Annotated in this window: 25 protein-coding genes; 4 read left to right on the forward strand and 21 right to left on the reverse strand. The window is 71.3% G+C overall.

The features are described 5' to 3' along the window. Positions 1-75 precede the first annotated feature (75 nt). The 14 genes from F4560_RS22100 to F4560_RS22165 all read right to left on the reverse strand — a co-directional run bounded on the left by F4560_RS22100 (position 76) and on the right by F4560_RS22165 (position 15,839). Positions 76-3,300: a DUF11 domain-containing protein gene (locus tag F4560_RS22100; protein ID WP_184922782.1), complete on the reverse strand. Its 3,225-nt coding sequence runs from the start codon at positions 3,298-3,300 to the stop codon at positions 76-78. Positions 3,301-3,303: 3 nt separating this feature from the next. Continuing rightward, entirely contained in the window at positions 3,304-4,185 is an 882-nt protein-coding gene (locus F4560_RS22105; RefSeq protein WP_184922784.1) for an NADase-type glycan-binding domain-containing protein, read from the reverse strand. Between the two features lie 497 nt (positions 4,186-4,682). After that, positions 4,683-5,198 carry a phage tail protein gene (locus tag F4560_RS22110; protein WP_184922786.1) on the reverse strand — a complete coding sequence of 172 codons (516 nt, stop codon included), beginning with the start codon at positions 5,196-5,198 and terminating at the stop codon, positions 4,683-4,685. After that, on the reverse strand, positions 5,195-7,138 hold the full coding sequence (locus tag F4560_RS22115; RefSeq protein WP_184922788.1) for a putative baseplate assembly protein: 1,944 nt from the start codon (positions 7,136-7,138) through the stop codon (positions 5,195-5,197). Before F4560_RS22115 ends, F4560_RS22110 begins: the two co-directional genes overlap by 4 nt. Further along, positions 7,135-7,548, reverse strand: a complete 414-nt coding sequence (locus tag F4560_RS22120) for a gp25 family contractile injection system sheath assembly initiator (protein ID WP_184922790.1) — start codon at positions 7,546-7,548, stop codon at positions 7,135-7,137. Before F4560_RS22120 ends, F4560_RS22115 begins: the two co-directional genes overlap by 4 nt. 1 nt (position 7,549) lies before the next feature. Then, positions 7,550-7,831 (reverse strand): PAAR domain-containing contractile injection system baseplate protein, encoded by a 282-nt coding sequence (locus tag F4560_RS22125; protein ID WP_184922792.1) that lies wholly within the window; start codon positions 7,829-7,831, stop codon positions 7,550-7,552. Between the two features lie 42 nt (positions 7,832-7,873). Continuing rightward, positions 7,874-9,688 (reverse strand): VgrG-related protein, encoded by a 1,815-nt coding sequence (locus F4560_RS22130; RefSeq protein WP_184922794.1) that lies wholly within the window; start codon positions 9,686-9,688, stop codon positions 7,874-7,876. Further along, positions 9,678-10,436, reverse strand: coding sequence for a CIS tube protein (locus tag F4560_RS22135; RefSeq protein ID WP_184922796.1), 759 nt, complete (start codon positions 10,434-10,436; stop codon positions 9,678-9,680). The genes F4560_RS22130 and F4560_RS22135 overlap by 11 nt, the downstream gene beginning before the upstream one ends. A 4-nt stretch (positions 10,437-10,440) precedes the next feature. After that, entirely contained in the window at positions 10,441-10,872 is a 432-nt protein-coding gene (locus F4560_RS22140) for a phage tail protein (RefSeq protein WP_184922798.1), read from the reverse strand. Positions 10,873-10,877: 5 nt separating this feature from the next. Beyond that, positions 10,878-11,246, reverse strand: a complete 369-nt coding sequence (locus tag F4560_RS22145) for a hypothetical protein (protein WP_184922800.1) — start codon at positions 11,244-11,246, stop codon at positions 10,878-10,880. 1,953 nt (positions 11,247-13,199) lie between these two features. Next, the gene (locus F4560_RS22150) at positions 13,200-13,358 is read right to left on the reverse strand and encodes a DUF6760 family protein (RefSeq protein WP_106618461.1); all 159 of its coding nucleotides are present in this window, start codon (positions 13,356-13,358) and stop codon (positions 13,200-13,202) included. Next, positions 13,355-13,819: a hypothetical protein gene (locus F4560_RS22155; RefSeq protein ID WP_184922802.1), complete on the reverse strand. Its 465-nt coding sequence runs from the start codon at positions 13,817-13,819 to the stop codon at positions 13,355-13,357. Before F4560_RS22155 ends, F4560_RS22150 begins: the two co-directional genes overlap by 4 nt. Before the next feature lie 4 nt (positions 13,820-13,823). Next, a complete protein-coding gene (locus F4560_RS22160; protein ID WP_033441628.1) occupies positions 13,824-14,267 on the reverse strand; it encodes a phage tail protein in 444 nt (147 codons plus the stop codon). Between the two features lie 36 nt (positions 14,268-14,303). After that, a complete protein-coding gene (locus tag F4560_RS22165; RefSeq protein ID WP_184922804.1) occupies positions 14,304-15,839 on the reverse strand; it encodes a phage tail sheath family protein in 1,536 nt (511 codons plus the stop codon). Between the two features lie 177 nt (positions 15,840-16,016). Here F4560_RS22165 and F4560_RS22170 point away from each other — a divergent pair, with 177 nt between their 5' ends. Next, positions 16,017-16,373 carry a hypothetical protein gene (locus F4560_RS22170; RefSeq protein WP_184922806.1) on the forward strand — a complete coding sequence of 119 codons (357 nt, stop codon included), beginning with the start codon at positions 16,017-16,019 and terminating at the stop codon, positions 16,371-16,373. Here F4560_RS22170 and F4560_RS22175 read toward each other — a convergent pair. Further along, positions 16,370-16,516, reverse strand: a complete 147-nt coding sequence (locus F4560_RS22175; protein ID WP_184922807.1) for a hypothetical protein — start codon at positions 16,514-16,516, stop codon at positions 16,370-16,372. The genes F4560_RS22170 and F4560_RS22175 overlap by 4 nt on opposite strands. 23 nt (positions 16,517-16,539) lie before the next feature. Between F4560_RS22175 and F4560_RS22180 the strand changes: the two genes are divergently transcribed. Further along, on the forward strand, positions 16,540-16,722 hold the full coding sequence (locus F4560_RS22180; RefSeq protein WP_184922809.1) for a hypothetical protein: 183 nt from the start codon (positions 16,540-16,542) through the stop codon (positions 16,720-16,722). Between the two features lies 1 nt (position 16,723). Here the strand turns inward: F4560_RS22180 and F4560_RS22185 are convergent, their stop codons facing one another. From F4560_RS22185 to F4560_RS22205, 5 genes are all read right to left on the reverse strand, one after another. Beyond that, entirely contained in the window at positions 16,724-17,443 is a 720-nt protein-coding gene (locus F4560_RS22185; protein ID WP_184929301.1) for an eCIS core domain-containing protein, read from the reverse strand. A gap of 99 nt (positions 17,444-17,542) precedes the next feature. After that, a complete protein-coding gene (locus tag F4560_RS22190; protein ID WP_184922811.1) occupies positions 17,543-19,534 on the reverse strand; it encodes an ATP-binding protein in 1,992 nt (663 codons plus the stop codon). Then, entirely contained in the window at positions 19,531-20,139 is a 609-nt protein-coding gene (locus F4560_RS22195) for a Pvc16 family protein (protein ID WP_184922813.1), read from the reverse strand. The genes F4560_RS22190 and F4560_RS22195 overlap by 4 nt, the downstream gene beginning before the upstream one ends. After that, positions 20,123-21,007, reverse strand: a complete 885-nt coding sequence (locus F4560_RS22200; RefSeq protein ID WP_184922815.1) for a hypothetical protein — start codon at positions 21,005-21,007, stop codon at positions 20,123-20,125. The genes F4560_RS22195 and F4560_RS22200 overlap by 17 nt, the downstream gene beginning before the upstream one ends. A gap of 220 nt (positions 21,008-21,227) precedes the next feature. Continuing rightward, entirely contained in the window at positions 21,228-21,686 is a 459-nt protein-coding gene (locus tag F4560_RS22205) for a hypothetical protein (RefSeq protein ID WP_184922817.1), read from the reverse strand. A 188-nt stretch (positions 21,687-21,874) separates the two neighbouring features. Between F4560_RS22205 and F4560_RS22210 the strand changes: the two genes are divergently transcribed. Both F4560_RS22210 and F4560_RS22215 read left to right on the forward strand, forming a co-directional pair. Beyond that, positions 21,875-22,705: a helix-turn-helix domain-containing protein gene (locus F4560_RS22210; RefSeq protein WP_184922819.1), complete on the forward strand. Its 831-nt coding sequence runs from the start codon at positions 21,875-21,877 to the stop codon at positions 22,703-22,705. A 3-nt stretch (positions 22,706-22,708) separates the two neighbouring features. Then, positions 22,709-22,939, forward strand: coding sequence for a DUF397 domain-containing protein (locus tag F4560_RS22215; RefSeq protein WP_184922822.1), 231 nt, complete (start codon positions 22,709-22,711; stop codon positions 22,937-22,939). Positions 22,940-23,022: 83 nt separating this feature from the next. Here the strand turns inward: F4560_RS22215 and F4560_RS22220 are convergent, their stop codons facing one another. Continuing rightward, positions 23,023-24,315 (reverse strand): ABC transporter substrate-binding protein, encoded by a 1,293-nt coding sequence (locus F4560_RS22220; protein WP_221483607.1) that lies wholly within the window; start codon positions 24,313-24,315, stop codon positions 23,023-23,025. Positions 24,316-24,325: the final 10 nt, after the last annotated feature.

Raw genomic sequence — 24,325 nt, forward strand, 5'->3', positions numbered from 1 at the left:
GGCGGAAGGGTGGGACGGGGTGCGACCGGCGCTGCCCCAACGGGCAGACCCCCGGATCTCAGGTGCGCCGGGTTGTCACCGGTTCACGAAATCGGGTGGTTGGAGGGCACTGCGCACGACCAGGAAGTCCTTGGACCGCACCGGGCCGAACGCCGGGCCGATGACCGTTGTGCCTTCCAGCTGCCGCGGTCCGATGCGGTCGTTGTGGAACACCAGGAACTGCGTGTCGAACGTGCCGTCGGCCTTCACGACGACCAAGCCGGGCGTCTGCGAGAGGCCGACGGTCCACGCCAGCTTCACCGTCGCGCCGGGCGGGAACGCCTTGCCGGTGGCGCGCGGCACGAACCCCGTCGGCCCGACGCCGGGCGCCACGGTGATCTCCGGCTGCCGCACCAGGACGCCGGTCGCGGCGGTGTTGTCGGCCGCGTTGCTGTCCGGCCCGACGCCGATCACCGAGCCGCCCGCCGTGCCGGCCACTGCGGCCTTGGCGGGCAGCGTGACCCGCACTTCGGCTTCCTGGCCGGGCGCGAGCGTGCCGATCGGGCAGGTCGCGCCGTCGGCCGAGCAGCCCACGACGGCCTTCACCGGGAGCAGTTGCGGCGGCAGGGCGGTCACCACGCGGACGTCGGTCATCGGCTCGGGCGCGCCGTTGCGAACCCGGTAGGACAGCACCAGGTCGTCACCGCCGACGTAGCTCTCCAACGGCGCGAGCGCCACGGCCATCGACAGCGAGCCGGGGTTGGCCGGTGGTCGGACCTCCTCGGCCACGGTGATCGGCATGTCGACCCGGTTGTCGCCCGGGTTGACGTCGTCGGGCAGCGACGCGCGGACCACGTGCCGCCCGGCCGTCGTGCCGGTGACGGTGAGCTGGATGTCGGCAACGCCGCCGGGAGCCAGGCGTCCGAGGGTGCACGTCGTCGCCGTGCAGGTGCCGACGGTGGTGGTGATCCCGTCGACGAGCAGCCCGGCGGGCACGGTGATCGCCACGTTGGCGGCGCGCGGCGCGGTCAGGCCCACGTTCGTCACTTTGAGGCGGACGGTCGTGGTGCCGCCGAACACGATCTCGGCGGGCACGGCGGCGCCGGTAAGCCGCAGGTCGGGCAGGCGTTGGAACGCGGGCTGGGTCACGTCATCCTCGTCGAGCGCGATCAGCGGTCCGGCGTCCCCACCGCTGGGCGGGACCGTCCACACCAGACTCGGGCTGTCCCCGTCGTACCGGCTGAACGCGATGAGCGCGCCGTCCGGCGACCACGCGGGGTCGGACGGGTTGCCGCTCACGATCCTCGTCGCGCTGCCACCGGCCAGGATCGCCACGCAGAGCGCGTCGGCGTGCTCGTAGACGAGCCGGGTGCCGTCCGGCGACCACGCGGGCGCGCTGTCGTCACGGCCGCAGCCGCCGGTGAACCGGCGGGTCAGGTCGAGTTGGCGGCGGACGGACGTGCCGTCCAGTTCCGTGCCGTCCAGCTCGGCGAGCCAGATGTCCCGGAAAGAGTTGGGGTCAGGCGCGTAGACGGTGATGAAAGTGCGTGCGGTGACCGTGCGGCCCCGTTCGGTCGTGCTGCACGTGAGGGTGGTCAGGCCGACCGGGAACAGCGCGCCGGACGTGGCGTCGCAGCGCACCGGGAGTGCCGCGCCGGCGGCGTTCGTCGCGGTGGTGGTGAAGGTGACCGGGACGGGGTCGCCGTTCGGGCTGGACGTGGCCTGGCTCTCGACCACGAGGGTGGGGCCGGCGCGTCGGGTGATGTCGAGGTGCTGTTCGTAGGGCTGGTCGGGGGTCTTGCCGTCGAACTCGAACCGGATCGTGCAGCGGACGTCGCCCAAGGCGGCACTGGACGGTCCGGGCTCCACGAACCGCACGGTCTCGGTGAACTTGACCTCGGTGTTGCCGCCCACGGTCGCCGACTCGGGCTGGAAGGTGACGGACACGTTGGCCGGGCAGGCCGCGATCGGGCGGACCGTGACCGGGATCCGGGTGATGCCGTCCTCGATGGCCGCGACGATGTCGTCCGGTGACGCGCCCGCGTCGATCAGGGCGCCGTCGGTGGCCAGGGTGATCTCGGTGGCCTGACCCTGTCGGTCCAGGCTCTCGTCCTCCGAGGTGATGACCGGGACGCCGACCACGTGGATGTCGCGGGGCGCGGGGTCGCCGTCGCGGCTGGTGAGGTCCTCGATGACGGTGGAGCGCTGCCAGTACGGGCCGCACTCCTCCGGCTCGTCCTGGGCGCGGATCGCGGGGCCCGGGTCCGTGGTGGGCGTCGGTGTGGGGGTGGGTGAGACGGTCGGGTTGGGCCAGGTGGGATCGCACTCGTGGCTGCTCGCGTCACCGGCGAGCACGATGATCCGGCTCGTGCCCGGCTTGCTGAACACCTTGTACGAGCCGTCCGCGTTCGTGCTCCTGGCGATCTCGTGCAGCGCGTTGAACCAGTCCTCTTCCAGGTCGCCGCCGTCCCCGAGGTCCAGCAGGCCCAGTGCCGTCTGCACCGCCTCCGCCTTGCCCAGGGGCGCGACGAGCCGGAAGCGGCGCTCGACGCCGTCGGTGAAGTCCTCGTAGGCGGCCAGGCCGAACGTGGCCTCCGGTTCGGCGTCGGCGATCCGGCCCATCGCCTTGCCGAGGTTGGTGCGCAGGGCGTCGATCGTGGTGACCATCGACGCGGTGGTGTCGACCAGGAACATGATCTCGGGCTTCGCCAGGACGGTCGGCGTGCGCACGGTCGCGGTGGTGGTGAACGAGTCCTGAGCGGACGCCCCGACGGTGAACGGGGTGACGCGCGGGGTGGTGGCGCGGCGGGTGTCGCGGGCGAAGGCGATCGTGTCGCCGTCCGGTGACCACGCCGGGTGGCTGTCCTCCACTTCCGTGTGCGCGGGGGCGGGGATCGAGTCGAGCACGGCCCCGTCGGAAACCCGCACGATCTTGATGCCCTCGTCGTCGGTGACGGCGATCATCGTGCCGTCCGGTGACCAGGAAGGCTGGCGCTCGCCTTCCCGGTCGCTCAGCCGGCGGGGGTTCGAGCCGTCGGCGTTCGCGATCACGACCTCGGTCCGCGCGTCACTGCCGGGGTCGACGGTGTAGGCGACGAGCGTGCCGTCCGGTGAGTAGTCCGGGTCGGTTTCCCGGGGCCGGCGGGTGTTCGTGTGCTGACGCGGGTCGTCGCCGTCCGCGTCGGTGCTCCAGATGTCACCGGTCCGGCTGACCCCGATCCGGTAAGGCGCGGTCGGATCGGGTGGTTGCGCGGTCGCCACCGGGCGGGCGGCCACGACCAGGCCGGCCAGCAGGAGGACCGCGAGCGCCAGGTGTCGCACGGTTCACCTCACCGCGAAGAATTCGATCTCGGCGAGCGCGACCTCGTTGCCGCGCAACGACCTGTGCAGCTCGACCACGTGCACCTCGACGTTGGTCGCGCCCGCGCTGTTCTCGATCTTGACGCGCTGCTCGTCCGGGGTGTCGGCGATGTCCAGGTCGAACGTCTTGCCGGTCGAGTAGACGAGGTGCAGCTTCTTGGGCCGGTGCGCGGCTTGGAGGTCGTCGGGGTTGCCAACCCTGATGATGGCCTCGCGCAGGTCCACCTCACGGCCGAAATCGAGCGTGAGGGCCGGTTGCTGTGGTTCGACGGGTGCGAGCCAGAAGGTGTTCTTCGCGTTGTCGGCGGCCATCAGCGGCGGGTGGTCGGGCGATTCGGCGTTGGCCGTGATGCCGGTGGGGCGGACGGGGGTGAGCTCGACGACGAAGAGGCCCTTGACGTCCTTGACGATGGAGGTGGCCTGGCCGTTGACGAGGCTGCGGAACGACGGGACCAGGCCGTAGACGCCGACCGCGCCGAGCAGGGCGACCAGGAAGGACCAGCGGAGCGCCTTGCCGATGCCTCGTCTGGCGGAGCCGGCGCGGTGGCGGTTGGGGCGGGTGCCCGCCTCCGGTGGCTTGCGCTTGGGCAGGAAGCGACGCCACCACTTCTCCGCGACCACTTCGGCCTCGACCAGCGCCGAGCCGCAGCGGGCGCAGAACTTGCGGGAGGGCGGGTTCGCTTCGCCGCACTGGCCGCAGATCAGGTCACCGGGCTGGGCCGCGCGGCGTTCGGTCAAGCGCGGCCGGCGACCGCCGGTGGTCGGCTTCTGGTCGCCGGGTTGCATCGCACCGGGTTGCAGTGGGGCAGGCTGCATCGCGCCGGGTTGCAGTGGGGCGGGCTGCATCGCGCCGGGTTGTCCAGAACCGCCCTGTCCAGGGCCGGGCTGTGCGGGCGCGTGCTGTTCGGGGCCATGCTGTCGGGCACTCGGCGGGCCTGGTGGCTGCTCGGGTCCGAACTGCCGCGCCGGTGCGAACCCCGGCCCGGACTGACCCGGCGGCGGATAACCCGAGCCCGAGTGGCCGGGTGATGGACAACCCGGGCCGCCTTGCACCGGACCGTTCGGTCCGGGTGCGTTCGGTCCGGGTGCGTTCGGTCCGGGCGGGGGTTGCCACCGGGTGCCTCTCGGCGGCGGGACCGGCTGGTACGGCGGCCCCTGGTTCGGTCCGCCGCGTGTCGGCAGTGGCGAGGGCATCGGTTGGCTGTTCGCTTGGTTGCCCGGTGGCCCGGCTTGGCCCGGCACGGGCTGGGCCGCCGCCGCGGGTTCCCATTCCAGGTACGTCCCACAGGCGCCGCAGAACTCCGAGCCAGGCGCGTTGCCCTCACCGCACTGCGTGCACACGATCATGCCCCCACCACCTCCAGCTCCACCGCGACGTGCGCGGGCACCGCATCGGCGATCGCCGCCACCAGCCGGGTCCGGTCCACCTGATCGGGCCGCGCCACCCGCACCCGGACGTGCACGCGGGGCGGGTTCTCGGCCACCGCCAGACCCGGCCGGTCGGTCGACGTGCAGCCGCCGCTGTCCCGCACCTCCACCTGCCCACCCGTCAGCAACGCCACGTGCTCGGCCAGCCCACGCCGCGTGCCCCGCCACCGGTGCAGCTCGACGGCCCGCGCCACCAGCGCCCGCCGTTGCGGCACCGACCAGCCCTCGCCGACGTCGAGCGCCACCCAGTGCGCCAGCCACTCCAGGAAGTCCTCCGGCGCGAGCCGCGGGTCCAGGTAGCCCGCGAACCCGTCCAACGTGGTGAACACCGGCGCCAGCACCTCGTCCAAAGCGACCAGGAACCGCTGCGTGAACCCGTCCTCCAGGTACACGCCGGGCAGTCGCTCGGCCAACGGGTGCGGGGTCGTCATCGCGCCACCCGCACCTGGTGGCCGTAGGAGAACGCGAGCCCGTTGGCGGGCAGGTCGAGCCGGGCCGCCGCGTTGCCGCGCTCGCCGGTGACCGGGTTCGCGCCGAACAGCTTGATCTCCTCGACCAGCTCGACCCCCGGCAGCCGTTGCAGCACGGCGAACACCTCACCGGACTGCACGGGCCGCCCGAACGGCCAGCCGTCACCGTCCGGCCCGCCGCTGACCGGGTTGAAGTAGTCGTACAACGCCTGCACCGCCCGGGTCCGCAGCACGTCCTCGGGCGTGCCGGCCTTGGCCTTGAGCTGCGCCACGACGGTGACCCCCTGGTAGTAGGGCGGTTCGACGGACACCCGCGCGCCGACGCACCGGCGTTCGTCCAGGAACCGCTCGATCCGGCCGCGCACGTCCGCGCTCGGCTGCAACGCGGCGAAGTCCGACTCCTCGTGCGCCCCCACGGCAGGCACGACCAGCACCCGAACCGCCGCCGAACCCGGTCCGGCGGGCACGCACCGCACCCGCGCGATCTCCGGCGCGGCCTCCCGCGTCAACACCTCGTAGTCCTCGGCCGTCACGGCACGGTCGCGCGTCCGCAGCAGCAACGGCCCGCGCAACGCCGCGTCGCGCACCGACTCCCCCGCCACCCCGCCGGACGCCGGACGCCGGTTGGTCACCGTGGTGACGAACGGCACGGGGTCGCGCTGGACCTGCAACAACCCGCGGGCGACGTTGCCGCGCAGGCCACCGCCGGTCCGGTACTCGGGCACCCTGATCGCGGCCGACTTCGCCGGGATCGCCCCGTACAGGCGCACGCCGCCGCCGGGTTGCCGCACGGCCGGACCGAAGATCACCTCGCCGCCGACCCGGTCCAGCACGACGTGCCGGTCGTTCGGCCCGGACTCGGCGAACGACCGCACCTCGCGCCACTCCTCCCAGCCGTCCGGCGTGGCGACCTCCACCACGAGCGTGCCGTCGTCCACCACGACCGGGGTCCGGGCGAGCGGGAACCGTTGTCCCGGAACGCCTTCCGACACGCCGATGGTCTCGCCGCGCACGATGTCCGCGTGCGTGGCGGTGGTCGTGCCGCCGATGGTGGCGGCGGTGACGGACAGCAGTTTCGGCGGGCGCTGGTAGAACGGCCGGTCCGGAGCGGGCGCGATGGCCCGGCACCTCAACCACCCCGCGCGCTGCCGGGCGATGACCGACACGGCGTGCGTCCCCGGCACGTGCAGCACCACGTCACCGGGCTGGTTGAAGCCGCCGGTGGTGTCGCGGTCCACCTCGCACGGGCTCCAGCCGGTGCCGTTCCACGCCTCCCACTCCCACGGCGGGTCACGCGGGTCGACGCCACGGCCTTCCGCGCGTGCCTCGATCCGCAGCAGCACCGCGCAGCCGGGCACCGCGTCCGACAGTCCGAAGAGGACGGCGTCACCGGGCGCGGGCGGGTCGGCGAAGACCTCCGGGTCCTTGCCGTCACGCAGTTCGTCGGTGCGGTCCGCGGGCGGGATGCCGGTGTCCCCGACCGCCGTCACGAGGTGCGTCAACGAGCACGGCACGACGCTCAGCTCCCGGTCCACGGTGAACACCACCGGGTCCTCGACCTCGCTGCGCTCGGTGGCGACCTGCGCGCCCGCGGGCACCACCACCGGCACGTCACGCGGCGCGGCCAGCCAGAACGTCACCTCGCCACGTGCCGCGGTCGGCGGGAACAGCGTCACCCCGATCAGGTCGAGGAACCGCAGGTAGTGCAGGTCGGGCACCCGGTTCAGCCGGTACAGCAGCTCGTCCACCATGTGCGCGAACGCCTCGATCAGCGTCACGCCCGGGTCGGACACGTTGTGGTCCGTCCACTCGGGACAGTGCTGCTGGACGCGGCGCTTGGCCTCGTCCACCAGGTCCTGGAACCGGCGGTCGTCCAGGTTGGGTGTGGGCAGGGACGTCATCGCGCGCCCTCCTCGTCGGCCTCGTGCGGCGGGATGACGTAGAAGGGGAACACCAGGTTGCGCGGGTCGTTCGTGCCGCGCAACGCGTACCGGATGTCGATGAGCAGGGTGCCCTGGTCGACCTCGTCGAAGCCGACGGACACGTCGGTGAGTGAGATGCGGGGTTCCCAGCGTTCCAGGGACAGTCGCACCTCGTAGGCGATGCGGCCGGCGGTGGCCGCGTCCGCGGGCGCGAACACCAGGTCGTGGATGGCGCAGCCGAACTCGGGCCGCATCGGGCGTTCGCCGGGCGCGGTGGCCAGGATCAGCCGGATGCTCTCCACGATCTCGCGTTCGCCGCCGACCAGCGCGACCGAGCCGGTGGCGTCGGTGTGCACGGGGAAGGCCAGGCCGCGGCCGATGAAGTCCACATCACCCTCCTATGAGGACGGTCGGGCAGCCGACGACGATCGGCGCGCCGCAGCCCGCCAGGTCGCCCATCCGGGCCGCGGGCAGGCCGCCGATCAGCACGGTCGGGCAGCCGGGCGGCAGGACGGGCGTCGGCGGGTGCGGTGGCAGGCCCGGGAACGTGCACGTGTGCAGCCCGCTCACGGTCGCGGCGGGCATACCGCCGATGAGCACGGTCGGCACGCCCGGCGGCGCCAGCACGCCCGGGTGCCCGGTCGGGTCGCCGACCCTCGCCGCTGGTGGCATCCGCCCCTCCCCCTTCGAAACGTCAGTTGATCCGGACGAGCTTCAGTTGATCCGGACGAGCGCGCCGCGCACGGTCACGGGGCCGCTCGCGGTCAGTTCGGCCTGGCCCTGGCCGGTCACCGCGACCGTCGCGCCCTCGACCTTGACCCCGGCCGTGCCGGACGCCTTGAGCTGCGCGCCCGCCTCGATGGTCACGTCGGTCTGGGCCTTGGCGGTGATCTTCTGGCCCTTCAGCTCCAGCGGGCCCGTGCCGGAGTCGATGGTCACCCCGTTCTGCGCCTTGATCGTCACGGCCTTGCCGCTGGTCACCTCGACCACCTGGTTCTTCTGGTCGAGCTTCACCACGAACTTGCCGTCACCGCTGGAGATGACGATCCCCTCGTCCTCCAGGAACTCGACCTTGTGGTGCTTGCGCGAGACGAAGCCGCGGGTCACGACCTCGCCGCTGTTGCCGTCCACCGGGTCCTTGGTGAGCGTGGGCGGCGCGTCCTTGCCGTTGTAGAGGCCGCCGAGGACGTAGGGGGCGTCGAAGTCGCCGTGCTCGAAGCCGACCAGCACCTCGTCCCCGACCTCGGGCAGCACGAGTCCGCCGTAGCCGTTGCCCGCGCCGGGGTGCACGGTCCGCGCCCAGCCGCTGGAGTAGTCCGCCGACAGCCACGGGTAGGTGACCTTGACCCGTCCCGTTTTCGCCGGGTCGCGGACGTCGCTGACCACGGCCGGGACCAGGCCGCGGTCCGCCGAACCGCCCGGACCGCCGTTGGCCAGGCCGTAGAGGGACCGTTCCTGGCGGCCGGAGACGGTGAACTCGGTGGTGTAGCCGACCTGCTCGGCGAACAGGTGCCGGGTGCTGGTGAGCGTGTACTTGCCCGCGAACGGCTCGCCGACGTTCGTCAACGCCACCGCCGTGCCCGCCCGCAGTTTGGGGTTGCCGCGCGCCACACCGGCCAGCTCCGCGCACGCGCCGCCCAGCTGGGTGCCGAGCGCGGCGGCGACCGCGTTCGCCTGGGCCTGGCTGCGGTGCGTGCCGCCGGCGAGGAACGGCGGGCTGCCGAACTTCCCGGCCAACGCGACCGGGTCGAGGCCCGCGACCTCCGTGCCCAGCGCGCTCGACGGCTTGCTGGCCACCACGGCCTGCTTGTTCTCGGGGTCCCAGCCGCGCACCTGCACCTCGGGAACCTGCTCGGCGGCGGTGATCGCGGCGCGCAGGGAGAGGAGGGTGCGGTGCATCTCCAGCACCAGCGGGTTCGCCTTGGCCTTGGCGTTCGGGGCGGGCGCGGACTTGGGTTCCTCGGCGAGCTGGAACTCCAGCTTCCCCTCGACCACCGCGATCTGCGCGCCGACCAGCCCGGCGATCCGGGACAGGAACTCCCAGTCGCTGACGCCGTCCTGGCTGAGCTGCGTGTGCGGGCGGCCGAAGCCCTTGACGTCGTCGATCTGCCCGACCGGGATGTTCGCCCGCTGCGCGACCTTGCGGACGACGTCGGCGATCGTCATGTTCGGGTAGGCGGCGACGCGGCTGCCCCGGAACAGCCGGTGCCCCAGGTCGTAGCCGCGGACCTCGGTGAACGTGCCGGTGGCGTCCAGCTCGACGCCGACCGCGGTGACCTCGCCGCTCATCAACGGCTGCGGGCCGCCCGGGTCGGACGTCTGCACCTTCAGCGCGATCTTGGTGCCGATCTTGATCTTCGCCTTGTCCAGCACCACGTGCCCGGGGTCGCGGAAGCGGAGCACGAACACGTCCGGCAGGTTGCGGCTGTCGTCCACGAACGCGTGGGTGAGCAGGGACTTCACGTCGGCGGGCAGCGGGCCTTTCTCCACCTCGACCACGAGGGAGTTGGCGAACGTCTCATTGGCCATCGCGGATCTCCTCCAACGCGGGCACCAGCAGCCGTGCGCCGGGCCGCAGCCGCATCGGGTCGTCGATGTCGTTGGCCTCCGCGATCTCCCGCCACAGCTCGGCGTTGCCGTAGGCCTTGTAGGCGAGGGATTGCAGGGTGTCGCCCGCGACGAGGACGTGCGAGTCGCGTGCGGCGAGGGCGCCGGAGGTGGGGTTCTGGCCGCCCTGCTCGCCCGCGATCTCCTCCAGGTTGACCGTGCAGGTGGCGCGGACCGGGACGCCGGCGGGCGTGAACAGGGTGTACTTGGCGCTGACGCTGGAGACGAACGCCGGGAAGCCCGTCATGCCGCCCCACTTGAAGATCACCCATGGTGGGGAGCCCTTGCCGTGCTGGCGGCTGTCCTCGGTGGGCACGCAGCAGCCGAACAGCTGCTCGACCTTCTTCACCACGTCGTCGTCCATGCGTTCGGTGGCGTCGAGGAAGACTTCGAGGACGAGCTTGCACGGGTCCGAGCCCTTGAACTCCGGCGTGCCGCTCTTGGCGACGTTCGGTTGCCGGCTGCGTTCCCACTTGGCGTTCTTGGTCAGCGAGAGTTCCTTGGGGTTGAACTGGAAGGTGATCTCGTGCATGAGGTCGCCCGGCTTCGCGGCGCCGCCGGCCTTCGGGGGGCGGTGGACGCTGAGCAGGGCCTTCTGGAGGTTGGTCGGCGCGGCGTAGCTCGTCGTCTTGCCGGAGCCCGCCGAGGTGAAGGTGATCGGGGAGGCCATGGCGTCACTTCGCCGTGCTGAGGAAGCCGTGGTGGGCGAGTTCGAGGGTCTCGGTGGCGACCTTCGGGGAGTCGGCGGACAGCTGAGGTCCGCTCCACCGCACCGGGACGACGCCGGAGAGCGCCCAGCTGGCGACCACCGTGCCGGCGAGCGTGCGTGCCTCGATGATCGCGGTCTTGCGCGTGATGCCCGCCGCCATGCCCGCGATCCACTTGATGATCTTGGCGCTCTCCTTGGTGACGGGGCGGGACAGCTTGACGTTGGAGTACTTGATGCGGGTGGGCAGCTGCCAGACCATGCCGTTGTTGCCGCCCTCTTCGCGTTGTTCGACGGTGAACTCGATGCCGAGCCCGTCGCAGCTGTTGAAGGAGCCGAGGCTCTCGTCGTCGATGCGCACGACGAAGCACACGGCCACCGCCTCATCCACCTCGGCCATTCCGCTCACCTCCACCGATCGGTCAACGCTCCGCGCCGTTCGCGGTCGAGCCAGAGCTCGGCCTTGAGCCGGCGGACAAGGGGGTCGTAGAGCTTTTTGAGCAGTTCCTCAGGCTCTTGGCCCTGTGCTGCTTGTGGTGCCTGGGCCGGGGCTGGGGGCGTTTCGGCGGCGGCGGTCTGCACCGACTCGACCGGCACGAACGGCGGAGGCTGAACCTCGACCTCCCGTTGCACGTACTCGACCCGCGAGTCGGCCTGAGGGCCGGGTTGCGAGTTGAACCGTGCCACGACCGGCTGTTCAGCCGCCGGAGCGTCCCGCACCAGAGGCCGCCCCAACCCCGGCACCAGCCGACCGGGATTTCCGCTCTCTGGCACGACGTCACGCTGCACCACCGGCCCGACCTGACGTTGTGCGCCGAGCAACGGCCCAGCGACCTCGCCGACGATCGGCGCACCAAGCCCACGCCCAGATGACAAGCCCGGTGCTGGCACGGCCTCGCCAACGGACCGCTGCGCATTCGACCCGACGGTCACCGCAGACCCCTGCGCAGCCGCCGGTGCCGGTGCAACTCCCGGCGGTGGTCCGGCTTCCCGGGTCGGCGAGGCATGTGACCGCAGTGCCGATTCCAGCGTGGATGTACCGACCAGCCTCTGCACGGTTTCCGGCTCCGGCGCAGCGGCCAACCTCGACGCCGTTTCCAGCTTCGGCCCGCCCAACCGCGATGCCACTGCCGGCGCCGGTCCGGCCACCAACCGTTGCGCGGTCGCCGACTCCGATCCCGCCACCAACCTCGACGCCACTTCAAGCTCCGGTCCGGCTACCACCCTCTGCACAGCTTCCGACTCCGGTACAGCCACCGCCCCCGATGCCGCTCCCATCTCCCGCGCGGCCACCGACGCCGACGCTGCTTCCATCTCCCGCGCGGCCACCAACCGCGGTGCCGCTTCCAGCCCTGGTGCAGCTACCAACCGCTGCCCGGTTTCCAACTCGGGTGCAGCCACCGACCTTTGCCCAGTTTCCAGCTCGCGTGCGGCCACCGACCTCTGCCCGATTCCCAGCTCCGATGCAGCAACCGACCTCGATGCCGCTTCCGACTCCGGCGCGGCCACCGACCGCTGCGCCACATCCAACCCAGGCCCAGCCACCAACCCCTGCGCGGCTCCCAGCACCGGAGCAGCAACCGACCCCGATACCGCTTCCGACTCCGGCGCGGCCACCGACCGCTGCGCCACATCCAACCCAGGCCCAGCCACCAACCCCTGCGCGCCTCCCGACTCCGGAGCAGCAACCGACCCCGATACCGCGCCAAGCCCCCGTTCAGCGTCCGAGCTCGATCCCGGTTCCGGCCCTGGCGCAGCGACCGACCTCGATGCCGCTCCAAGCCCCGGTTCAGCAACAGACCTCGACCCCGGTTCCGACCCCGGCGCGGCAGCCGTCCTCTGCGCCACTTCCAGCCCCGCGCCGACCGCCAACCTCTGCGCGACTCCAGGCTCCGGAGCAGTTACCGACCTCTGCGCCACTTCCGGCGTCGGCATCGCTACCAGCCTCTGCGCTGCTCCGGGCTCCGGTGCGACAACCGACCTTGGTGCCAGTGCCGGTTCCGGCGCGGCCACCGACTGCCGTGCCGCGTCCAGCCCTGGTCCGGCCACCAACCTCTGCACGGCGTCCAGCTTCGGCGCGGCTTCCGGACCCGATTGCGGTTCCGTCTCCGGCCGGACTGCCGACACCGGTCCGGTCACCGGCTCTGGGCCGGGCTGAATGCCTGGGGTTGCTTCGAGCGTTGGCGCGGCTTCAGGCACCCGCGCGGCTTCAGGTTCCGGGCCGAGGGTCTGCGCATCCGGATCACCGCCGACATCCCCGGCAGCTTCCCCACCCGACTCCCCACCCGACTCGCCGGCGATCTCCTCAGCGCTCTCCTCAGCGCTCTCCTCGCCGACCTCCAACCGCTGCACCGGTTGCACCGGCCGCACCACTTCGCGTTGTGCCGATCCCCAAACCCGCGACCACAAACCACCCCCGCGCGGCTTGCGTGCAGGCGGTTGGGCGACGGGCAGGTCACCCGGCAACGCCTCCGCCTGCTCCACCCGCTGCACCACGCCGTCGATCACCCCGGACGGCTCGTCCACCCCGACCCGGTGTGCCAACGGCGCCAGGTAGGCCGGTGACTGCCACGACGCCAAAGTCCCCGAGAAGCGCTCCACCGGGTTCGCCAACGGGTGCGCCGCCACCACCCGCTGGATCGGCGGCAGCCCACGCCACTCGGCACGCCGCACCGGCAACGCCGGCGGCGGCGCGGGTCGAACGCGTCGCCACGGCCACATCGCCCCTCACCGTCCCTGGCTGATCCGCGTGTTGATCCGGGCGATCTCGGCCACGTACCGCAGCCGGTCCGGGTGCTCCAGGTCGAGGATCGAGTCCCACGACCAGTGGAAGTGGTACGCCACGTACGCGACCTCCTCGTGCAGCCGGTCGGCCGCGTACGTCACGATTCCCCCAGGCGCCCACCCGCGACGTCCACGCTGAACCCGTGCCCGCACTCGGGACAGGCCACCGCCGCGCGGGTGTGCCCCTCGCTGTTCACCCGCCGGTACATGTCCTGCAAGAACGCCAGGTCCGACGCGAACAGGTTCTCCACGACACCGGCGTGCACGTCGGTCACCGCGCCGATCCGCACGATCACCCTCGCCAGCAGCACCACGGTCAGGTACGCCGCGTTCTCCCGCACCCTGTCGTCCCGCAACGGCACCAGCTCGTCCCGCGCGGTCGCCAGGCGCATCACGCCGGAGCGGTGCACCACGCCGCCGTCGTCGACGTACCCGCGCGGCAACTCGAAGGCGAACTCCGTGCGCATCGGCTCCACGACAGGAGCTCCACCAGGAGCTCCGACAGGAGCTACAACCGGCACCGCGGACACGTCGGGGGCGATCGCCGCCATCATCCTGCGCATGGCGTCACTCGACTTCCATCATCTCGTACGTGACGACGAGCTTCTCCGTGAGCACGCTGGTGTCGCCGGCCTTCAAAGACCCGATCTCCAACGACTTCGGCCACGCGTTGGTCAGCTTGTACCGCTTGATCGGCTGGCCCTCGTAGTCGTAGACGATGATCGCCCCGCCCTTGCGGGCACTCGCCATCTTGCCGAAGTGCGCGTCCTTGACCCACTTCTCGAAGCTGTTGTCGCCGGTAAGACCGCGGGTGAGGGTGACCTCGCCCGCCTTCGGCCTGCCGGGCAGCTTCTTGATCACGTACTTGCCGTCCGGCGTGTTCTGCTTGAGCTCGATGACGTCCTGCTCCATCTTCAGCCCGGAGACCTCGGAGATCTGCTTGATCGCGACGCCGTCGACTTCCAGGCCGAACGAGTGGCCGACCGAGGTGTCGAGGTCGGGAAGAGCCATGACCAACCGCCTTAACTAGTGGACGGGACGAGACGACTACTCGTTGACGAGGCTGGTGCCGCCCGAGATCTGCGCCAGGCGGAACACCACGAACTCGGCGGGCTTCACCGGCGCGATGCCGACCTCGCAGATGACCTGGCCGAGGTCGATGGTCTCGGCGTAGTTGGTCTCCCGGTCGCACTTCACGTAGAACGCCTCGTCCGGCGTCAGCCCGAACAGCGCGCCCTTGCGCCACTCCGTGACCAGGAAAGAGCTGATGGTGCGCCGGATCCTGGCCCACAGCGCGTCGTCGTTCGGCTCGAACACGACCCACTGGGTGCCGTTGAGGATCGACTCCTCCAGGTAGTTGAACAGCCGCCGCACGTTCAGGTAGCGCCACGCCGGGTCGGACGACAGCGTCCGCGCGCCCCACACCCGGATGCCACGACCGGGGAACGACCGCACGCAGTTGACGCCGATCGGGTTCAACAGCTCCTGCTCCGCCTTGGTCAGCTGCGTCTCCAACGCCACCGCGCCGCGCACGACCTCGTTCGCGGGCGCCTTGTGCACGCCGCGCGTGGCGTCCGTGCGGGCCCACACGCCGGCCATGTGGCCGCTGGGCGGGATGAACAGGTGGTCGTTGCTCGCCGGGTCGAAGATCTTGATCCACGGGTAGTAGAGCGCGGCGTACTTCGAGTCGTAGCCGGCGCCGTTCATCCGCCAGTCCTTGACCTTCTGCGGGTTCAGCCCGGGCGGCGGGTCGAGCACCGCGATCCGGTTGCCCATCAGCTCGCAGTGGGCGATCATCGCGAGCTGCACGGCCTTCACCGACTCCAGCGAGATCGCGCCGCGCTGGTAGCTGCTCATCAGGTCGGGCACCGAGACCATGGTGATCTCCTCGACCGCTTCCAGGCCGCCGAAGCCGGTGCGGTCGGAGACGTCGCCGACGTAGTCGTCGGCCGCGATCCTGAGCGGCACGGCCGGCGGCGCGGCCGGCGCGGCGGCCTCCTTCAACGTCACGCTGCCCTTGTCCGGCCTGGCCACCGCGATGGGCGCGGTCTCCTCGACGGTGATCAGCTTCGACTTCTCCCGCACGACGGTGACGACGTGCTCCTTGGTGCGCTTGCTGCTCACCTGGTGCGTCTCGACGACCTTGCCGTCCTGCTTGACCAGCAGCGTGAACCGGTCTTCCGGCTGGTTCTCACCGGCCGGGTCGGCGACCTCCACGGTGATCTCGCCCGCGCCGAGCTCCCGCGCGGTGACCTTGTAGCCGCCCAGCACGGCCTGCGCGCCCGAGCTCACGGGCACGTGGCCGTTGCTCTTGGCGCGTTCACCGCCGATGCGGACGACGTAGCAGTTGGTGCCCCCGTTGAGGAAGTACCCGTACACCGACTGGGCCAGGTAGCAGTCCGGCAGGAAGTCACCGAAGACCTGCGTGTACTGCGCCCAGTTGGAGACCAGCGTCGGCGTGTTGTACGGGCCTCGGGCCGCGAAGCCGACGAAGGCGGCGACGGCGGTGCCCACGCCCTCGATGGGCCGCGCACCTGCCTCCACCTCCTCGACGTACACCCCCGGCGAGAGATAGGTGGGCATCCGTGCCTCCCAAGTCGTGCTGATGGTTCGGGTCTGGCTCGTTCTCGGAGCGAGTGCCGTCGATGCTGCTGCGGTTCGGCGGCGGGCGAAACGACCGCGAGGCTGTGCCGGGGTACGCCGATAGCTGCCCAAAGGTGCAGCTGCCCGTTCGGGCGGCCCGGACCGCCCTTCCGGTCGTTGCCGCCGGACGCGCGGAAGGCCGTGCCGGACAAGGCGCCCGCCGGGCAGACCGACCTCAGCGCGGACAATCACGAGACGAACGCCAAGATGACGGAGGCGGGCGTCACCGGGGAGCAGCTGGCCCGGTCCAACGAGCCCGACTTCACCGGGGCGCTGACCGCGAAGAAGCAGGGCGAGGAGCACAGCGACACCACGCCGGCCGCCGTGCGGGCGTCCGAGTCGCAGACGCTGGCCGCCGCCACCGGTGACGCGAAAGCCACCGGACTGGCGGCCGTCGCGGGCCTGACCGGCGCGAAGGGCAACCAGGCGCAGAAGTCCGCCGCGGCGGAGAACGCGACGAAGTCGAAGGACTAGCAGGACCGGATCAGGATCACCGGTGAGCTCAAGGCGATCTTCGACGAGACGAAGACCAAGGTCGAGGCGGTGCTGGGCAACCTGGACGACGAGGTGGCCAAGCGCTTCGAGTCCGGCGAGGCGAAGGCGAAGGCCGCGTTCATCGCCGACCACCAGGCACGCGTCGGTGATCCAGCACTGGAACGAGACCGGGCGGATGTCCGACCAGGCGGTCCGCGCCGAGTTCTACAGCCGGCTGGACAACCTGCACGGCATGTGCCAATCCTGCAACACGTCCAAGGGCGCGGAGGAGAGCGGCACCGGGGTGTGGCGGATCGACGACGGGTTCAAGGGGCCGGATGGGACGTGACCTACTCGGCCTCTTCGTCCTCTTCCCGCTGCACGGAGGCCGGCCCGACGTAGGTCTGCGCCATCTTCTCCTCCTCGCCCTCTTCGGCAGGTGGAGCTTCTTCGCGCTGGATCACGGAGTCGGTGACGCGCTGCGCAGCGGGAGCGACAGCGGGAGACGCGGACATGACGTGGTCGGCGTTGGTGCTCGCCTCACGTTCGAAGCGGTCCGAGGGGTCGCTGACCTTGACGCCACCACCGACGTCCGTGCCGTCCACGGGGCCGCTGCGCTGCTGCACGACGTGCGTCAGCTCGTGCGCCAGCGTGTGCTTGCCCGAGTCGGACGACGGGTCGTACTTGTCGCGCTGGAACACGATGTTCGAGCCCACGGTGTACGCCTGCGCGTTGAGCGACTTCGCCGACTCGTGCGCCGCGCCGTCCGTGTGCACGCGCACGTCGCCGAAGTCGTGGCCGAAGCGGCCCTCCATGTCCTCGCGCACGCCGGTGTCCAACGGCGAACCGCCTGAGTTCACCACATCGTGGACGGACGACTCCTCGACCAGCGTGCTCGCGCCCGCGTTGCCGACCGCCCGTTGGAGGTCGAGCATCCCGGCGGGGCCCAGCACGTCCGGTCGCCCGGCGGCTGCCGCGCGTCCCAGCAGGTCGTGGTCCTCGCGCTCGGCGCGGTCGCCTTTCGGCCGGAACGCGCCGTCACTCTCGTGCCCGTGCTCGTGCCCACGCATGGTCGCCTCCTGGTACCTCGGAGCCCGCATCCATCCTGAACCCCGCCCCACGGGCCGGACCACGACCGCGAGGGCGGTGGTCGCTGCCCGAAAGGGCAGTCACCGGGCCGCGCCGTCCGCCGCGAGACCGAGGTAGCGCCCGAACTCCCGCTCACCCACCAGCCGCCCCAGCTTCCGGTACTCCCGCGCCACCGCGCCGACCACCTCGGCCATCCCCACCGGCCCGCCGTTCTCGGCCGCCAGGTAGGCGGCGGTCACGGCGGCCGACCGGATGTGCCCGCCGGCCAGCTCGAACGCGCCGGCCAGGAAGTCCAGGTCGACCTCGGTGCGGGGCGCGGTCTCGCCGAGGCAGCGGTCCCACAGCAGCCGGCGCAGCGGCTCGTCCGGCAGCGGGAAGTCGACCACCACGTCCAACCGCCGGGTGAACGCCTCGTCCAGGTTCGCCCGCAGGTTCGTGGCCAGCACGGCGATCCCGTCGAAGGTCTCCATGCGCTGCAACAGGTACGCGCTCTCGATGTTGGCGTACCGGTCGTGCGCGTCCCGCACCTCCGACCGCTTGCCGAAGATCGCGTCGGCCTCGTCGAACAGCAGCACGCCGTTCACGCCGGACGCCTCGGTGAAGATCCGTTCCAGGTTCTTCTCGGTCTCGCCCACGTACTTGTCCACCACGGTCGCCAGGTTCACCGTGTACATGTCCAGCCCCAGCGACGAGGCGATGACCTCGGCGGACATCGTCTTGCCGGTGCCCGAGTCGCCCGCGAACAACCCGGTCACGCCGCGTCCCCGCCCACCGCCCGGCCGCATCCGCCACTGGTCGATGACCTGGTCGCGGCGCCGGGCGCGGGCGGCCAGCTCGTGCAGCAGGCCCACCACGCCGGTCGGCAGCACCAGGTCGTCCCAGCCGACGGCGGGCTCGATGCGGCGGGCGAGGCGTTGCAGGCCGGCCGCGTTCTGGCTACGCGCACCCGCACGCAGGTGCTCCGTGGTGACGACGCCGCCGTCGACCAGCGCGGACACCGACGCGGCACGGGCGGCACGGGTGATCTGGCCGGGGCCGAGCACGAAGTGCGCGGTGGCGGCGGCCGGGTCGACACCGGGCGCGAGCCGGCCGTCCAGCTTCAGGCGCCACAGGTCGGCGCGGTCGGCGACGGGAAGCGGCGCCGCGTCGTGCAGCAGGGGCGGGTCGGGGCTCCAGCGCGGGTCCCACACGTTCGGGCCGAACACCACCAGCGGCACCGAAGGATGGGTCAACGCGGCCAACGGAGGCTCCTCCTCCACCGGGCCGAGCACCACCCCGGCGCCGCGCAGCACCGCCTCCCGCAGCACCGCGACCGTCGACACGTCCTCGGCACGCAGCCGGGCCGCGTCGACCTCAAGCACGGCGAACCCCGCGTGGCCCAACGCGGCGGCAGCCACCTCACGCGCACCGCCGCCTGGACGTTCCCGCAGGTAGGCGAGCCGCACCTGGGCCCGGAACGCGCGTACTAGATTGCCCACGTCGGCCGCCGTCACCTCGTCCACGACCTTGGCCACACCGGCGAGCGCCGCGTCCGCCAGGTCGTCGCCGAGCAGGTGGTTGACCACCCGGTCCGGCACCCGCAGCGACCGGGACAGGAACGGCCGCTCCCGGTCGTCCACCACGAGCAGCCCGGCGGACCGCAGCGGTGACGACGGGTCGAGCCGCGCACGGCCCGTCGCGGACGCCTCGGGCAGCCCGCACAGCCGCAACGCCAGGCCAGCGGTCGCACGGCGGCGCGTCACGTCGTCGTTCAGGTAGCCGTAGAACTGCTCGAACCGGCTGTCCACGTCGGGCGCGAGCGCCACCAGCAGCAGTTCGACGTCCAGCCCCGACAGCCGCGCGGTCTCCGCCAGCCGACCGAGCCGACCGGACGCCGCCGACGCCTGGAACGGCACGTACGGCTCACGCCGGGACGCCAGCAGGGCGTCGATCGCCTCGTCGGACAGGTACAGGCCGCGGAACGGGTCGTCCGGGTTGGGATCCGAGCCGCGCCGCACGGCCACCGCCGCCCGGATCCGCCGCTCCAGCGCGGCCAGCCGCGCGAACAGGTGAGGCAGGCTGCCGCTGGTCACGGTCGCCTGCGGCTCATGGCCACGCGGTGGGAGACCGAGTCGTCGCCCATGGCCAACCGCATGCCCTCGTCCACCGGCGGACCGGCCGCGAACACCCGGCCGGAGTCGATCGGCGCGGACACCACCACGTCCAGCGACGGTTTCAGCTCACCGCCGAGCGCGGTCCAGACGTCCGCGAACGCGCGGTCCTCGGGCGGCGGCAGGGCGATCGTCATCGGCACCGGGAGCCCCAGGGCCACCAGCGACCCGGTCAGCAGCTCGACCGGCACCGACTCGTGCCGCAGGAAGCCCACCAGCAGTTCGGACAGCAACCGGTGCTCGTCCTCGGACCGCTGGGTCCAGGCCGTCATCAGGTAGGACAGCTTGATGTGCCGCGGCGGCAGGCGGCGGGCGGTGACCTGGCCGTTGTCGTACTCGTTCAGCAGGCCGCGCTGCCGTCGCCGGAGGTCTTCCCGGATGTCGTAGAGGTAGACGTTGACCGTGGGCGCGTTCCGCCGTGCGGCCCAGTCCTTGGTGGGCGCCTCGAACGCGACCTCGACATCCGTGCCGCGCAACGCGTCGTCCCGGACCAACCGCCTCAACGCCTCGTCAACCTCGTGGATCACGTTCCCACGATGGCCCGTCCGCCACGTCCGCGACCAGCGGCGACCCGGCGAACCTTGGGGCAGCGCCGGTTGCCCCTGTGGGCAGTGGCGCGGTGGCGTCGTCGTTCCAGTCGACGGTCAGGGTCTCGCTGGTGGCGACGACCTGACCGCCCTTGCTCGTGTCCACCGCCCTGAGCCGGAAGTCGAACTTCCCCTGGGACCCGGGCAGGACCTTCGGCGAGTCGCTCCCGTCGTACTGCTCGCCGAGCAGCCGCTCAGAGGTGCTCCCGTGGCCGGCCTCCACGTACTTGTCGAAGTCGCCTTCCAGTTCCTGGAACTGGTTGGCGTACGGGCCGTCCCGGTGGCCGTACCGCGTGCCGGGTGCTGCGGGCCGGTCGCCCTCGGCGTCGGTGTCGGGGAAGCGGTCCTCGTGCCAGTCGCCCGCCGCGGCACCACCGAAGTGCGGCGGCGCGCTTCCGGCGGTCTCCTCGTACTCCTCGTCCCATCGGATGTCCTGCCGCACCTCTAAGGGGTGCCGATCGGCGCCTTTCGGCATCGGGGTGAACTTCGCCTTGAAGTCGAACTCGGCGTTCTTGAGGCCGCCGTCCGTCTTCTCGCCGCGGAGCACGCCGGACTGCACGTACCTCGGCTCTTCGACGATGTCCGCGCGCTGGACGGTCGGGCCGGAGCCCTTGACCAGCGCGGTGGCGGCCCCGTTGCCCGCCGTGCGCTGCAACGCCAGGGCGAGGGAGCGGACCACACCGGGCGGTGCGGGGTACGTCCGCCCCGGCACGGGGGTCGACGCCGGGTCGATGTCGGGCTCGACGCGTCCGCGGGTCTTCGTGGTGGGGGTGGTCGGGGTGGTGTCCGGTTCCCGGGCGAGCGACACGACGTCCTCCGGTTCTCGGGTGCGACGGGCTCCGGGCCGCCCGCACCCGGGCGACCAGGACACACCTCACGATAGGACGAAACCCCGGCCGACTGTCAGCTCCTGTGCCAGACCACCACGCCCTCCGCTCCGCGTCGACCGATCGGCCTACCCTGCCGGCGAACATCACCGCACGTCCGCTGTTCGACCGCGCCGGCCCCCGCCCGCACCGGCATGGCCGTCACACCAGATGCGGAATGCGCCCAGCCGTGCCGGTGTCCTCCCCGGCGGCGACTGCCGCCACGACCTTGTCCGTGGCGTCCTCGGCGGTCAACATCGCCTCGACCGCCGCCTCCACCGCCGCGTTCGCCGCGTCGGCAGCGGCGATCGCCGCCCGTGCCGCCACGCGCACCCGCTCGGCGTCGTCGTGCGAACGCGCCGACTCGGCCTGTCGCAACGCACGTCCGGCTGCCGTCCGGGCGTACGCGGCGGCGTCGGACACGACGTCAAGCCGTTCATCGGCTGCCGCCACCAGGTCCACATCCCGCAGCGCCACGCTCGCCTGGTCGTGCAGGGCCACGAGTTGCCCCCGATCGAAGACGATCTCGATCCCGAGGCCGATCGTCAAGATCACCCGTCCCTCCATCGCGCCACGCAGGTGAAGCTCCTCACCCGCACCGATGCTGACGTTGAGGCTCATCCGGTCCCCACTTGATCCCACCGTCACGACCCACCCTTTCTTGATCACCGCGCCAAGCTCCGACGGACCCCGTGATCGTCCGATCACAGCGTGTGGCAAAGTTCTACGTGATACTCCCTAGCCTTCCCGGAAAAACGTCCCACATTCCCGGAAACACTGGCAACCGCAGTCACCCGAACGGAGTTCCCATGCCGAGGAAGTCACCTGGTCCCAAGGCCAAAGGCCTCGGCGCGGAGCTGCGCGTCCTGCGCAAGCTCTCCAAGATCACGCTGGAGCACGCCTCGGCGTCGATCGGGTTGTCCAAGCAGGTCCTGTCACGTCTGGAGACCGGCCAGCGCAACATCTCGGCCGACGAAGTCGCCGGTCTCCTCGCGCTCTACGGCGTGACAGGCGGCCAACGCGACAAGTTGCTGACCATGGCCCGCACGCTCAACGACCCCGGCTGGTGGGAGTTGAACATGCCGGGGATGACGCGCGAATCGGCGACCCTGGCCGACTACGAGGACCGCGCCAGGAAGATCACGAACTGGTCTCCGCTGCTGGTGCCGGGTCTGTTGCAGACTCCCGAGTACGCCGGTGCGTTCATGCTCGACGACGGCGTCGCGCCCAACGAGGTGGAGTCACGACTGGCCGGACGACTCCGCCGCCAGGAACGCCTGACACGGCCGGACGTGCAGTACACGGCGCTCATCGGCGAAGCCGCGTTGATCGGCAACGACGAGATCCACCGCGACCAGTTGGCGGCGCTGGCGACAGCGGCGGAGCGGCCGAACGTCACCATCCGAGTCGTGCCGATCCAGGCGATGCCGCGACTCGGACGCGTGGAGGCGTTCATGGTCCTCGATGTGCCGCCCACCGTCGTGGTGCACGTCGAGATGGCGCGATCCGCCGCGTTCCTGGACGACGAGCCGTTCACGACGCCCTATTTGCGTCGGGCGGCACGACTCGGCGAAGTCGCGCTGAGTGCGACAATGTCGCTGCGCCGAATCATCGCCCTGCGAGACGAAATGGACGTGTGAACCATGCAGCAACCAGCCCAGACGTGGCGCAAGTCCTCCCGGTCGGAGCAGTCCAACTGCGTCGAAGTCACGTGGCGCAAGTCGTCCCGGTCCCAATCGCAGTCCGACTGCGTCGAAGTCGCACACATCGGCACTGGAGCGGTCCGCGACAGCAAGAACTCGACCGGACCGGTCCTGCACATCGACCTGACCTCGATGTTGACCGCGATCAAGGCCGGGCGCTTCGACGCCTGACGCCAAGCCAACCGACACCGCGACGCCCCTGCCGGAAGAGTGGCAGGGGCGTCGCGGTGTCCAAGCGGAGCGGTGGTCCGGAATCAGGTGTAGCAGGGCTTCTCGAACTTGAAGTCCTTCGCCGTCGGCCCGGTGAAGAAGTCCTCCACCAGGGCCAGCCCGGTCTGCCCCGCCTCGTCCGGCTTGTAGATCAGCGTCTGCCGGAACGTGCTGTCGTTCGGGTTGCCGGCGAAGTTGCCCGCGCCCTCGGGCAGCATGCCCTCGTAGTCCACCGACTTCAGCTGCCGCACCGCGTTCAGCAGCCCCGCCCGGGTCAGGTCCTTGTTCTCCGCCGCCTTCGTCAGCGCCGCCTTCAACGGGTACGCCCACACCCAGCCGGACGTGTAGCCGTCGTTCGGCGTCACCGACGGCAGCGCCTCACGCAGCGCCTTGTGCCCCGGCGAGTCCGTCGTCCACGTCTTCCACGGCGCGGACTGCATGTACAACGCCTTGATCGCGGGCGCGGCCGGGCTCTGCATCAGGCCCTGGTTCCACGTCGGCGACGTGCCGATGAACTTGCCCTTGAACCCGCGCGCCGCGGTCTGGCCGATGATCACGGCGGCGTCCGTCGGCCCGGTGGTCAGGATGACCACGTCCGGCTTGTTCGCCAGCACCGCGTCGATCGCGCCGCCCTGGTTGTCCTGCCCGGTCTGGGTGACCGCGTTCGTGAACGGCACCCCGCGCTTCTCCGCCGCGATCTTCGCGCCCGCCGCGGCGTCGTCGCCGTAGTCGCCGGGCAGGTGCACGGCCATCACGCTCTTCGCGCCGAGCTTGTCCACCGCGTAGTCCACCGAGTTCATCGACTCGACGCAGTAGTTCGCGCCGGACTCCAGGATGACCTCCTCCACGCCCCACAGCGACGTCCACGACGCGGGCACGCTGACCATCTGCGTGCTCTCCAGGTCGGGCAGGATCGCGGCGGTCGTGGGCGAGCCCAGGGTCTGGGTCAGCGCCAGCACCTTGCCCTTGATCTCCTGGTACACCTGGTTGTGGATCTGCGGGTTGTACTTGTTGTCCTTCACGTACGACGTGACGTCGACGTCGTAGCCGCCGATGCCGCCCTGGTCGTTGACGCGCTTCCAGAACGCCTTCTGCGCGTCGGTGATCGGGACCGCCAGCGTCTTGAACGGCCCTTCGGTCAGGTCCGAGATCGAGCCGAGGTAGATGCAGCCCCGGTCACTGTGGCCGGTGTCCGGGCACGGCTCGCCGGTCACGCCGAAATCGACCTTGATACCGCCCTTGCCCTCCTGCGGGGCCGCGCCGTCGCCTCCGCGACACGCGACCGCCGCCAACGCGACCACGGAGAGCATCGCGAGCACCGCTCTGTGACTTGCCATCCCATCCACC

It is taken from the genome of Saccharothrix ecbatanensis, from assembly GCF_014205015.1.
Classification (GTDB): Bacteria; Actinomycetota; Actinomycetes; order Mycobacteriales; family Pseudonocardiaceae; genus Actinosynnema; species Actinosynnema ecbatanense.